The following is a 12,758-nucleotide window of genomic DNA, read 5'->3' as shown; positions in this document are numbered from 1 at the left end:
GATTAGTAGGGGGGTCATTATGACAAAAGTCAACCCAGGGACAATGGCAGAAGTAGAATATACAGAATCCGCTTCGTTCCGCGACTATGTTGCTCTGGCAAAAATGGGAATCGTCCGCGCCAATCTTTTGTTGGTGTTCGCCGGTTTCTTTGTAGCAGCAACATATCAGAGTGATACGCCAGTACTTTATTTGTTTGAAGTTTGGCCACAACTCTTATTAACGATGTTAGGAAGCGCGCTCGTCATCTCCGGGAGTTGTTACCTAAACAACTTCGTGGACCGTGATATCGATTACTTGATGGGACGTACAGACAACCGACCAAGTGTCACCGGGAAAATTTCGGGAGAACGGATTTTGCTCCTTGGATTAACGCAACTCGCGATCGGGACATTGCTCTTATTGATCGTGTCGTATGTGGCAGCAGTCTTCGGTTTAATCGGGGCATTTTTTTATGTCGTCATTTATACGATGTGGCTTAAACGAACGCACACGTTGAACACGGTCGTCGGCAGCATCTCCGGAGCGGTACCGCCGCTCATCGGTTGGGCAGCCATCGATCCCGCGCTTCATATCGATGCGTGGCTCATGTTCCTCGTCATGTTCTTGTGGCAACCGCCACACTTCCTCGCGCTCGCCATGCGGCGTGTCGAGGAGTATCGAGCGGCCGGCATTCCGATGCTACCGGTCGTCAACGGCTTTGCGATCACCAAGCGCCAAATCATTTGGTGGATCGCGACACTCATTCCAGCGTCGCTCTTGTTCTTGCATTACGGTTTGATCTACGTGATCGTCGCGGCCGGTCTTGGGGGCTACTGGTTATATCTCGGCTTGAAAGGTTTCAAGGCCGAAGATGAGATCAAGTGGGCAAACAAAATGTTCTTTTATTCATTGATTTATTTAGTCGTGTGGATTGTCACGCTGGTATTGACGGCACTTTGATAGTCGCACTCACTATATAGAAACCATTGCACATCATTTTGGGAGAAAGTGGGGATTGTTGTGAAATCATTTAAGAAGCTTCTGTTTGGCATCGTCCCGATGATGATGTTCGCACTACTGTTATCAGGGTGCGGCGTAGAGGGATTGTCTGCATTGAAGCCGATGGGAGAAGGAGCTGAGATTCAGCTTCGCATCATTCTCATCAGTTTGGCAATCATGCTCTTTGTACTTGTCATCGTAACGATTATTTACGTGTACGTGCTCATGAAATTCCGTCGGAAAGATGAATCGATTCCGAAGCAAGTCGAAGGAAGCAGCACGCTTGAGATGATTTGGACAGTCGTTCCAATCATTTTATTGATCATTCTCGCTGTTCCGACGATCACGACGACAGTCGAGCTCGCGAAAGCGAAAGAAGCGAAAAAAGAAGAAGAAATCAATGTCACGGCCAACCTTTACTGGTGGGAATTTGAATATCCGAACGCAGGCGTGGTCACGGGTCAAGAACTCGTCATCCCAGTCGGTAAGCGTGTCGGCATCAACTTGACATCGAAAGACGTCATTCACTCGTTCTGGGTACCGGCCTTGTCAGGTAAGACGGATACGAACCCAGGCCTTGATAACGAAATGTGGTTGCATGCAAATGAACCAGGTACGTTCTACGGGAAATGTGCCGAGCTTTGCGGACCTTCACACGCACTCATGGACTTCAAAGTCATCGCACTCGAGCAAGAAGAGTACGACCAATGGCTCGAAGACATGAAAGCACAGCAGGACGCAAACACAGAAAACCTCGTTGCAGATAACCAAAACTTGACGACAGGCGAAGCCGTGTACGTCGAGAGCTGCTTGAGCTGTCACGGTGGCGGGAAAGTCGCGCCGAGCTTGACGAACTTTGGTGATCGCGAATGGTTGGCGGGCTACCTCGAAAACAACGAAGAGAAGTTGAAAGAATGGATTCGCGACCCACAAGAATTGAAACAAGGCGCGCTCATGCCTGGCTTCGGTGAAGGCCAAATCAGTGATGAAGAGTTAGATGCACTCGTTGACTTCTTGTACGATCAGAAGATTGACTAACGGGAAAAGGGGGATTTCACGTGGCACAGACCACTGCTATGCAGCAACCGCGTAAATACAATGGCATCATGGATTGGGTTACGACGGTTGACCACAAAAAAATCGGTATTTTGTATTTGTTCTCAGGAATCTTCTTCCTCCTTCTCGGTGGAATTGAAGCTTTACTTATTCGTTGGCAACTCGTTCGTCCGATGAACGACTTCGTCAGCGGCGAAACGTTCAACCAATTGATCACGATGCACGGGACGACGATGATCTTCCTAGCGGCCATGCCGATGCTATTCGGATTTATGAACGCCGTCGTACCGCTACAAATCGGGGCACGCGACGTCGCGTTCCCGTTCATTAACTCACTTGGTTTCTGGTTGTTCTTCTTCGGTGGTGTCATGCTGAACCTTAGCTGGTTCTTCGGCGCTGCACCGAACGCAGGGTGGACGGCGTACGCGCCGCTCTCGACACAACCTGAAGCATCAGGGGTCGACTTCTATGCCCTCGGTCTTCAAATCTCAGGTTTCGGTTCACTCATGGCCGGGATTAACTTCCTCGTCACGATTTTGAACATGCGTGCACCAGGCATGAAACTCATGCGGATGCCGCTCTTCACGTGGACGACGTTCGTCGCTTCGGCGTTGATCGTCTTCGCGTTCCCGCCGCTCACAGTCGGCTTGTTCATGTTGATGTTCGAGCGCTTGTTCGGTGCCGTCTACTTTGATCCGGCAGCCGGCGGTAACGTCGTCATCTGGGAACACCTTTTCTGGATCTTCGGACACCCGGAAGTATACATCTTGATACTCCCTGCGTTCGGTATTTTCTCGGAAATCATTCCGACATTCGCTCGTAAACGTCTGTTCGGTTACACAACGATGGTCTTCGCAACGATGCTCATCGGTTTCCTCGGATTCATGGTTTGGGTCCACCACATGTTCACGGTCGGTCTCGGACCGGTCGCCAACTCGATCTTCGCTGTCGCGACAATGGCCATCGCCGTTCCGACAGGGGTCAAGATCTTCAACTGGTTGTTCACGCTATGGGGCGGACAAATCAAGTTCAACGTCGCGATGCTCTACTCGGTCGCATTCATTCCATCGTTCCTCGTCGGGGGGATGACAGGGGTCATGCTTTCGGTCGCACCGGCCGACTATCAGTATCACGATAGTTACTTTGTTGTCGCTCACTTCCACTACGTTATCGTAGGTGGGGTTGTCTATGGTCTATTCGCAGGACTTTACTACTGGTTCCCGCTCATGTTCGGCAAAGCGCTCTCTGAGAAGCTTGGCTACTGGCAGTTCTGGTTGTTCTTCATCGGATTCCACTTGACGTTCTTCCCGCAACACTTCCTCGGATTGTTCGGGATGCCACGCCGCGTCTTCACATACCTTCCTAACCAAGGGTTTGAGACGATGAACTTACTGTCGACGATCGGTGCCTTCTTCATGGGTGTATCGACAATCATCTTGCTCGTCGCTGTTGTCAAGGCATTTTTGTCGAAACAACGCGTCAAGCCAGACCACTGGGAAGATGGACGTACATTGGAGTGGACGCTTCCTGTACCGACACCAGAGTACAACTTTGCACAAACACCGCTTGTCAAAGGTCTCGATACGTTCTGGCTCGAGAAAATGGCGGGCAACAAACGGGTCTCTGTTGCTGAACCGGTAGCAGACATCCACATGCCGAACAACTCGTTGATTCCATTCTTCATGTCACTCGGTCTTTTCATCGCCGGACTTGGAGCGATCTTCCAAATGGATAACGCGGTTGTCGGTTGGTCACTCATCGTGATCGGATTACTCATCACATTCGTGTCGATGTTCCTCCGTTCATGGATCGACGACCATGGCTTCTATATTCCAAAATCACAGATTGAAGCGGATTTGAAAGCGATTCGTGAGAAGGGAGACCAATAAATGGCACATGCAGTCGAAAAACACCCGGTGACCGGTATCCCGGCCAATCCAGAGAAAGCCACGCTGGAAGGGAAAAATAAATATGTGGCCTTCTGGTTCTTCCTCGGTGGAGAGACTGTTCTCTTCGCCTCGCTATTCGGAACGTACGTCGGTCTACTGAACTCTGGTGCGCCAGAGGAACTTCGTTCGTACAATATCTTTGAGATGGGGCTCGTCTTCTTGATGACGATGCTCCTCCTCACAAGTTCGCTCACAAGCGTTCTCGCCATGATGAACATGAAAGCGAACAATCCAGGCCGCATGAAGTTTTGGTTGGTCGTCACGCTTCTCCTCGGGGCTGGATTCCTTGGAGCAGAGATTTATGAGTTCATCCACTACTACCACATCGGTCACACGTTCACATCGAGCGCGTTCGGATCTGCGTTCTATACGCTCGTCGGATTCCACGGCGCACACGTCACGTTCGGTCTCCTTTGGATCACGACGCTGTTGATTCGCAACTGGAACCGTCCAATCGATGTGTACAACGCACCGAAGTTCTACGTGTCGAGCCTGTACTGGCACTTCATCGACGTCGTATGGGTTTTCATCTTCTCAATCGTCTACCTCTTAGGGATGGTGAGCTAATATGGAAAAACAACCAATGAACGAAACGCACAAACAGTTAGAGCTTGAAGTAAAAGCCGAATCAAGACGCGAGTATCAACTTCAGTTGATTAGCTTCGCGATGATGATTTTGCTCACATTCGTCGCGTTTGGCGCCGTATACGCTGAACTCATGCCGGTGTGGGCGGCAGGTGGCTTCTTGATCATCCTCGCCATCATCCAAGTGTTCTTGCAGCTTTATATCTTCATGCATATGAACAACCGTGGCAACACGTGGATCGTCGGAATGATGTGGCTCGGCATCTTTGTCGCCATCATCACGGTCGCGGCCCTTCGCTTGCTCATTTGGTAAATGTGACAAAGGATTGAACATCTGTGGAAACATAGATGATTCAGTCCTTTTTGCTTTACTTCAAAAATAAAGGAATAGTAATCTTGAAGTGAACGGTTTCATCGGTTTGGGAGAGAAAGAAAAGGGGTGAAGGGATGCTCTGGAATACATCAGAGCTACTCAAACAGTTCGATTGGACGACGCTTTGGAGTCCATGGTTCGGATTGTTGATGGTAGGGTTGTACGTCCTCTATGCGGTCGTCACAGAGAGCATGGCGAAGCGAGGGTACGAGTCGACCACGTTGCTACAAAAGTTCAGCATGTTATCCGCTATTTTATTGTATTACATCGGTTTCGGTAGCCCGGTCGATGTGCTCGCGCATATCATCTTCTCGGTGCATATGTTACAGATGGTGCTCGTCTACGTGCTCGCACCGGCGCTCGTCGTGTACGGGATGCCATATTGGGTGTTTGAAAAATTATTTAGCTATAAGGTGATTGGACCGACGCTCAAATTTATGACAAAACCTTTGATCGCACTCGTTTTGTTCAATGCATTATTCACGTTCTACCATATGCCATTCATTTTTGACTACGTGTTGACGAACTATGGTGTGCACCGCATCTTCCACGGAGCTCTCGTGGTCTTCAGTTTGACGATGTGGTATCCGGTCATTGCACCATTCCTCTCGGAAGAAGAGGAAGGCATGTCTGATTTGAAGCGGATGGTATACATCATCGCGAACGGGGTGTTGTTGACGCCGGCGTGTGCGTTCATCATCTTCAGCCAAGGCATCTTGTATGACGCCTATACAGACGCAGAAACGTTTGCGACCGTGCTCGGCTACTGTATGCCGAACGGGGACGTATCCGGCCTTGATTTGAACGCGCTCATGGGCGCGACGAACAGCGCCCTTGAAGACCAACGCTTCGGTGGGGTATTGATGAAGCTCGGTCAAGAAGTCGTCTACGGTTTCTTCTTCGGCTGGACATTCTTCGGCTGGGTGCGCCGGACAAAATCGCTTGCGCTCGATGAAGGCATGTCGTTCACACCGCAAGAACCAAAAGAGAAAAAATGAACTAAGTCAAAGGGGAAACTACGATGAACTATCTTGCCTTGATCAGTGTGACATTCATTGTCATCAGTGCTATTTTAGTCGCAATCGGATGGACGATCATCGCGCGTGATCGTCGCAACGTCGACAAACATAAAAAAGTCATGACGGCTGCCGCGATTGCCGCGACAACATTCTTCATTCTTTACGTCTCGCGTACGATTTTTGTCGGCAATACCGCTTTCGGCGGACCTGATTCAGTGAAGCCATACTATTTGGCGTTCATGATCTTTCATATCTTACTCGCGACGACAGGCGGGGTCCTCGGCTTGATCACGCTTTACCTCGGCTATAAAAACAAAGTCGAGAAACACCGGAAAATCGGACCGAAAGCTTCGGTCGTCTGGTTCTTCACGGCGATCACAGGGGTGACGGTATACGTCCTCCTCTACGTCGCCTATGACCCAGGTGAGACGACGAACGTCTTCCGTGCCATTATCGGTGGGTGAATCGAGAGAGGGGGAAGAGGATGAAACGGAATAGCTATATGACGGTCGGTTTGACGGTCGCCATTTTGGTGGCAATCGGCGTGGCCTCGTACTTCTTATTCTTTAAAGAAGAGGACTTGCCCGTCATCCAAGAGCCGACCCCGTTCACGTTGACGAACGCGCTCGACGGTCAGTCGTACAATTCGGACAACGGTAAAGTTAAAATCGTCACGTTCTTTTACACGAACTGCCCGGACATTTGTCCGCTCACGTTGCGCGACTTCATGAAGCTCGAGCAAGAGCTGAAAGCGAACGATCTATACGGGACGGACGTTGAGCTCGTCGCCATCACGGTCGACCCGGAAGTCGATACGGTCCCCGTCTTAGAGAACTACGGGGCGGCGTTCCAAGCCGAACCGACGGGCTGGAAGATGTTGACCGGAGACAAAGCCGATATCGACCGTATCACGCGTCAGCTTCAGTTCTACTATTCGAAAGCGAACAGTGGTCTCGTCACGCATGCGACGACGATGTATATCATCGATCGCAAGCATGACGTGCGCGCGGTCGCCCAAATGGCGACGGCAGGAGAAAAACCTGTCGACATCGAAACCATTATGGAGGACGTGTTAGTACTCGCGGCAGAAAAGGAGTGAAGAAGATGAATGATACGATGGCTGTCATCGGAAATGATTATTCCTACGGAGATGTGACGATTGCCGAACGGGCGATCGAGGATTTGATCGCTTGCAGCGCGATCGAATTCGGATTGCGTGAAGTGAAAGTCGTGTCTCTGTCGAAAGAGCAATACGATTATCAAATCATCGCACCCGTCTCGCTCGTCGAGGCTGAACGCTTGTATCGGTATGTGCGTGATCAGTTCGACTTATTGCTCGGACAGGTCGATGTGACGCTCAACGTCATCGGAGTATAAAAAATGGAGAACCCCAGCTAAACTGTACCCTGAGTAGTAGACACTAAAAAAAAGTCTACTGCTCAGGGTTTTTGTGTACACTGGACTAAATCATATTGGGAGTGAATTCGAGTGTCGAAGAAGATATTTACGTCAAAAGAAATAGATGCGCTAGCCGCAAATCCTTACGTTAAATCTGTGAGCCCGAAAGGGATCACGTATACCGATGAGTTTAAGGAACTTTTTATAGCACAGACGTTGGAAGGAAAGTTCCCTGTGGAAATCTTCCGGGGATGTGGATTCGATGTGGAGGTACTCGGTGAACGGCGTATGAGTTCTTGTAAAAATCGTTGGACACGAGCTTACCGAAAAGATGGGGTAATGGGGCTGCGCGATACACGATCAAGTAATTCAGGACGTTGGAGAGATAAAGAGCTGTCGACAGAAGAACGGTACGCGAAGCTCGAGGCCGAAAACAAACTGTTGAAAGCAGAGGTCGAACTATTAAAGGAGATCCGCCTGGCGGAAGGGAGAGGAAAGCTGGACTTAACGCATCGCAAAAGTATGAGCTGATTCAAGGTGTCATCATCAAGCACAAAATGAAGGGGATGGTCAGCCATCTCTGCCAGGTGGCCGGGGTGTCACGTCAGGGATACCACGCCTATTTCTCGGAACGGAGGAGACAGACCAGACAGGAGCGCGAATCGAAAGACGTGGCTCTTCGTGACCTCGTTCTGAAGGCGTTCCACTTCAAGAAGCGCAAGAAGGGTGCTAGGCAGATCAAGATGGTGCTGTCTGGTCATTTCGGTGTGACGATGAACCTGAAGTGTATCCGACGTATCATGCGGAAATACAACATCGTGTGTCCAATCCGCAAGGCGAAGCCATACAAACGGCTCATTAAGGCGACGGCCGAGCACCGGGTGGTGCCGAATCGCCTCAAACGCGAATTCAAACAGGGCACTCCCTACAAGGTGCTTCTCACCGATATCACCTACATATTTTACGGGAACGGTAAGCGAGCCTATCTTTCGACCATCGTGGACGGTTCGACCAATGAGGTACTGGCGCATCAACTCTCTGAGAACATCAATCTCGACATTGTATTGGATACGTTGAAGCGTTTACGGAAGAACCGGAGGATTCGCTTGGACAAGGACGCATTCATCCATTCAGATCAAGGAGGGCACTACACGAGCCCGACCTATCAGAAAGAGGTGAAGCGTATGAAGCTAGGTCAATCCATGTCCCGACGGGGCAACTGTTGGGATAACGCTGTCCAGGAATCATTCTTTGGACATTTCAAGGATATCGTCGAGTTAAAGGCCTGTACCACGTTCGATTCACTACAGCGTGAAATCCGAAAAACCATTAACTATTACAACCATCATCGTTATCAATGGAACATGAAAAAGATGACTCCCGTACAGTACAGGAATCATCTCCTTGAATCAGCATAAGTTTTTTTATTAATGTCCTTTACAAGGGGTACAGATTAAGCCGGGTTCTCCATTTTTTTGAACGCACAAAAGAAAAACCCCTTCGCTTATGCGAGGGCACTGAAAAACCCCCGCTCTATCCGAGCGTGAGAACGTGAAAAAGGCGATTGGCCCGACTTGTGTCGGGACGATCGCCTTTTTTCCTTGCCTTTAATCCGTTTTCTCTTTCCGGAGGGTGATGATTCGCTTCAGATTGACTGCGACGATGGCCATCACGCTCTGTAACGTCATGCCTTTCAGGTCTGGCGTCTTGTTGCGCGCCAGACCTTGTGGGTTCTTCAGTTGACTGTTTTTCGCCTCGACGGCGAAGCGTTTCCGACGATGGTCCTTGAAGTCATCGGTCTGCCCATAGTCAAGTTGATCGCTGTGCTCCCTTGATTTCAACGACACGCTATAGGATCTGGATTTGGCGCCGTCCTTGTAACAGCCTTTTCGTAACGGACATTGCTTGCACAGCTCGATGTTGAAGAAATGGCTCTCCACTTGGTTCTTTCCGACGTCCTTCCGTCCGCCACGGGCTTTGCGGACGGCCATATGCCCGGCTGGGCAGACGTAACGTTCGGCATCCTTGTTGTAGGTGAAACCCTCGACGCGGTTCGGTGCCGGCGAGTAGACTTGTGGGTTCAATGGCGCGACGAGCTTGCACCCTTGCGAGGCGGCATAGATCAGGTTGTCCCGGCTCGAATAGGCCCCGTCGCCCACGATGTGGTCGAACTCGGCCCCTGCGCGGTGGCTCTTCTCGACGAGCCTCGACATCTGATGCCCGTCCGACGCTTCGCCGGATGTGACGACGACGGCCGTGATGATGCCCTCCTCCGTCATCGCGAGATGATGTTTGTAACCGAAGAATGATGAGTCGGCACTCTTGTGCCCGGTCCGGGCATCAGGATCCCTGGAGACTTGAAGTTCGACGTGCGCATCCTCCGCGAACTCGCGGACACGGTTCACACGGTCACGGATGTGTTCGCGCGCCATCAGCTCAGGCATCTCGCCCTCGACGGTCTCGGCGACGGCGAGCGCATACGAGAGGAGCTGGTCGATGTCTGACTCGTTTGCCTTCTCCGGAAAACGTCCCTTCGCGTCGTTGGTCTCTTTGTAACATGCATGACGGAGCCCCTTCGCTTCCTCGATGATCGCCTGCCCGATCGGTTTTTGCCCATACCGGGCACGGGAATGGGTCGCGTCGACAATCAATGTTCGTGACTTGAGCAGTCCCATCCCTTTCGCGACCTCGACCGTGTGCTCGATCAACTTGTCGAGCAGCTCGTCGTCGGCCATGCGCTGACGACGGAACTTCGTGAGCGAGGAAGGATTGATGACGTCATCTTCCGGTGCCAGATCCAGAAAATATTTGTAGGCGAGGTCGGTCTTCGCCCGTCTGACGAGGTCGACGTCGGACAGGTTCGAGTGCGCCTTCAGGAACAGGTACTTGAACATCCGGACAGGATGGACGGCCATCCGACCGTTGTCATGGCAATACGTGTCCTCGAGCAGCTTGGTGATGAAATCGAACGGGACGAGGTCGTGGATGAGCCGTAGCTCGTCATCGGCCGGGATCAACAGGTCATAAAGGGCAGCGTATGGGCTCGGCGGCATGTTCGGCAGGTCGGGCATCATCGGGATCGCCTCCAAATGGGTTGGTTACTGCCAGTATAGTCCGGAATGCCGGGCGCGTACAGCGCCGCCCGAGGGCACGCCGACTCCCGGGGAATCAGCGGGCAAGGCGAGACCCAGCAGCGACGACGTCGCGATGCGGCTCGACGCCCGCCCCCAGGAAAGCGGCGTGCCGGACAGGGCGGCTGAAGGACAAGGAAAACAGATGAGCGTCATCCCAAACGGGACGACGCTCATCTGTTCAAAATCATTTGAAGTTTTTCAGTGCCCTCGCTTATGCAAGGGGTTTTACTTCGAGTGTCTCAGCGAGTGCGGCAAGACGACGCTCGCAATCACGGACGATTTCTTCCGGGAACTCTTCGTCGTACTCGACGCCGTGCGGGTAGTAATGTTTTCCGAGAATCGGTGTCAACATTTTAACGACCGCATGACGGTCCTCGATTTGTCCTTCAATCGCATATACCGGTAAGCGAAGGTAGAACGTCTCGCCTGTCGATTGTTTCTCGTACTTCATGTCATACGTTGCACGCTCATAGTCCCAAGCGCCTTCACGGATGAAATGATGATGATCCATGATCGTCTCGAGCAAACCGAAGCGGATCTCTTTTCCCTCGATGTGGAACTGCTCAAATTTCATCATAATCCTCCTTTTCCCTAATAAACCTCATATGTCATCATATCATATTCGAAAACGTTCTTGGAATAACGTGTGTTCAAATTGTGAAAAAAAGATGAACGCCTCAAGCCTGGGTGTCGAGGTAGTGGGCAATCTTGTCTGTAAGCCTCACACCGAGCGGCAGGAGCCCTTCCGAACCGAAGAAGACGTTGAACTCTAAAATGTAAAATTCACCGTCTGCGACGATGACGTCGAAGGCAGCGTGATTGATGTGAAGCGTTTTGGCGATATCGAGCACTTCCGCGACGACGTCTTCCGGGATGTCGTCATACGAGAAGTGGGCACCTTGGGCGACGTTGTTCAAGAACGCTTCGCTGACGCGCCAGTACGAACCGACGACTTCTTCACCGATGACGATGATCCGTAAGTCGCGGTCATTCGGGATATATTGCTGGACGTAGAACGTCTCGTGCTTGTCGACGTATTCGAGCCAGTCCTGTTCATGCTTGATGAGCCAGACGCCTTGTCCCATCGACGACTTGGCCGTCTTGGCGACGAACGGGTACTCGAACTCTTCCAAGACACGCTCAATCGTGTAAGGGTTTTTCCCGTAGATGAGCGTCTTCGGGATGCGGTGCGGGAACGTCGCCTTGAAGGCGCGCGTCATCTCAATCTTATCGTGCCCGAGGTGATACGTGGCCGGGGACGGGAAAATCGGTTTATTCAGTCCGTAGATGATCGAGTTGACCATCCAATATTCAGGGAACAAGACGAGGTCGGCCGCTCTTACTTTATCGAGCTGGTCGTAATAATATTCAGGTTTCGCATAGTCGGTCTTGATGCCGGCCGAACGAATCATGTTAAATGAGACTTTTTTCATAGCGAGGTGCACGGATGCACCTGTTCACTTCCTTTCTGGTTGGACGCTTGACAGTCACGTTCAATTATAAAGCCGATTGCTTACAGAGGGAATCAAATGTGTTAAAATCATGGCAGAAAGGGTGAAAGCCATGATTATTACTGAACAGACGATCGCCCTGCTCGATCAAACGGAATCGTTAGCCGATTTGATTGAAGCGAGCGAGTCGTTCCAAACATATATCGCCACGAAACAAGCGCGAGCCCAATCGGAGGAAGCGCGCCTCGTGGAACGTGAGTTCTTGCGGATGAAAGAAGATTACGAGTACGTACAGCGGTTCGGGAAACATCACCCGGACCACGATCGCATTAAAAAAGAGATGCATCTCGTCAAACGGCGTCTCGATGTCCAGCCAGAAGTGGCCGCATTTAAAAAAGCGGAACGCAGTTTAGATAAACTGCTCGGGGAAGTGAGTGAGCTGTTGGCCTTCTCGGTTTCTCCAAAAATCAAAGTCCCGACCGGAAACCCGTTCTTCGATGAAGGCGGATGTTCAGGCGGAGGAAGTTGTGGAGGCGGAAGCTGTGGATGTGCCATCTGAGACGTTTGAGTTGAATGGTCGAATCGGGTTCGTCGTCTACGTCCAATCGTTGAAGCAAGTGAAGGCGTTGCGTCGCTATGCGAACCTGTATTACGTGTCAAAGCGGGAGAAGTACGCCTTCTTGTATACCGACCTCGATGGACATGAGGCGATTCTCGAACAAGTGAGCGCGTTGCCGTTCGTCGAAGCGGTCGTCCGCAGTGAGCGGCCGTTCGTCGCGGAGACGTACGAATCGAAGCAGAAATAACACAAAGA

Annotated in this window: 15 protein-coding genes; 12 read left to right on the top strand and 3 right to left on the bottom strand. The window is 51.2% G+C overall.

Going from position 1 to position 12,758, the window contains the following annotated elements:
* Positions 1–19 precede the first annotated feature (19 nt).
* From cyoE to FED52_RS09065, 10 genes are all read left to right on the top strand, one after another.
* A complete protein-coding gene (cyoE, locus tag FED52_RS09110) occupies positions 20–940 on the top strand; it encodes a heme o synthase (protein WP_034777042.1) in 921 nt (306 codons plus the stop codon).
* A 60-nt stretch (positions 941–1,000) separates the two neighbouring features.
* Entirely contained in the window at positions 1,001–2,017 is a 1,017-nt protein-coding gene (gene coxB / locus FED52_RS09105) for a cytochrome c oxidase subunit II (RefSeq protein ID WP_214791563.1), read from the top strand.
* Between the two features lie 38 nt (positions 2,018–2,055).
* Positions 2,056–3,924, top strand: a complete 1,869-nt coding sequence (gene ctaD, locus FED52_RS09100) for a cytochrome c oxidase subunit I (RefSeq protein WP_034777043.1) — start codon at positions 2,056–2,058, stop codon at positions 3,922–3,924.
* Positions 3,925–4,551: a cytochrome (ubi)quinol oxidase subunit III gene (locus FED52_RS09095; RefSeq protein WP_034777044.1), complete on the top strand. Its 627-nt coding sequence runs from the start codon at positions 3,925–3,927 to the stop codon at positions 4,549–4,551. It begins immediately after the preceding gene.
* Position 4,552: 1 nt separating this feature from the next.
* Entirely contained in the window at positions 4,553–4,882 is a 330-nt protein-coding gene (locus tag FED52_RS09090; protein ID WP_034777045.1) for a cytochrome C oxidase subunit IV family protein, read from the top strand.
* Positions 4,883–5,016: 134 nt separating this feature from the next.
* Positions 5,017–5,940, top strand: coding sequence for a cytochrome c oxidase assembly protein (locus FED52_RS09085; protein ID WP_034777047.1), 924 nt, complete (start codon positions 5,017–5,019; stop codon positions 5,938–5,940).
* A 23-nt stretch (positions 5,941–5,963) separates the two neighbouring features.
* A complete protein-coding gene (locus tag FED52_RS09080) occupies positions 5,964–6,425 on the top strand; it encodes a DUF420 domain-containing protein (RefSeq protein ID WP_034777049.1) in 462 nt (153 codons plus the stop codon).
* A 20-nt stretch (positions 6,426–6,445) separates the two neighbouring features.
* The gene (locus tag FED52_RS09075) at positions 6,446–7,060 is read left to right on the top strand and encodes an SCO family protein (protein ID WP_034777051.1); all 615 of its coding nucleotides are present in this window, start codon (positions 6,446–6,448) and stop codon (positions 7,058–7,060) included.
* 5 nt (positions 7,061–7,065) lie between these two features.
* On the top strand, positions 7,066–7,338 hold the full coding sequence (locus FED52_RS09070; RefSeq protein ID WP_128122992.1) for a hypothetical protein: 273 nt from the start codon (positions 7,066–7,068) through the stop codon (positions 7,336–7,338).
* A gap of 111 nt (positions 7,339–7,449) precedes the next feature.
* A protein-coding gene (locus tag FED52_RS09065; RefSeq protein WP_138858667.1) for an IS3 family transposase occupies positions 7,450–8,777 on the top strand; the annotation gives its coding sequence in 2 pieces (ribosomal slippage) (positions 7,450–7,849 and positions 7,849–8,777; 1,329 coding nt in all).
* A gap of 189 nt (positions 8,778–8,966) precedes the next feature.
* On the opposite strand, the gene FED52_RS09060 is transcribed toward FED52_RS09065, so the two are convergent.
* The 3 genes from FED52_RS09060 to FED52_RS09050 form a co-directional block, all read right to left on the bottom strand.
* Entirely contained in the window at positions 8,967–10,433 is a 1,467-nt protein-coding gene (locus FED52_RS09060; RefSeq protein ID WP_138859625.1) for an IS1182 family transposase, read from the bottom strand.
* A 271-nt stretch (positions 10,434–10,704) separates the two neighbouring features.
* Positions 10,705–11,067, bottom strand: coding sequence for a YugN family protein (locus tag FED52_RS09055; RefSeq protein ID WP_021067026.1), 363 nt, complete (start codon positions 11,065–11,067; stop codon positions 10,705–10,707).
* A 103-nt stretch (positions 11,068–11,170) separates the two neighbouring features.
* On the bottom strand, positions 11,171–11,905 hold the full coding sequence (locus FED52_RS09050; RefSeq protein ID WP_240731242.1) for an ATP-grasp domain-containing protein: 735 nt from the start codon (positions 11,903–11,905) through the stop codon (positions 11,171–11,173).
* A gap of 151 nt (positions 11,906–12,056) precedes the next feature.
* Here FED52_RS09050 and FED52_RS09045 point away from each other — a divergent pair, with 151 nt between their 5' ends.
* Both FED52_RS09045 and FED52_RS09040 read left to right on the top strand, forming a co-directional pair.
* Positions 12,057–12,503 (top strand): YlbF/YmcA family competence regulator, encoded by a 447-nt coding sequence (locus tag FED52_RS09045; protein WP_034777059.1) that lies wholly within the window; start codon positions 12,057–12,059, stop codon positions 12,501–12,503.
* Complete coding sequence (locus FED52_RS09040) at positions 12,487–12,750, top strand: DUF2129 domain-containing protein (protein WP_021067029.1); 264 nt, start codon at positions 12,487–12,489, stop codon at positions 12,748–12,750. The genes FED52_RS09045 and FED52_RS09040 overlap by 17 nt, the downstream gene beginning before the upstream one ends.
* Positions 12,751–12,758 lie beyond the last annotated feature (8 nt).

It is taken from the genome of Exiguobacterium mexicanum, from assembly GCF_005960665.1.
In the GTDB taxonomy this organism is placed as follows: domain Bacteria; phylum Bacillota; class Bacilli; order Exiguobacteriales; family Exiguobacteriaceae; genus Exiguobacterium; species Exiguobacterium mexicanum_A.
Note: the sequence above shows the minus strand (reverse complement) of the source record. Positions and strands in the feature narration are given on the sequence as shown.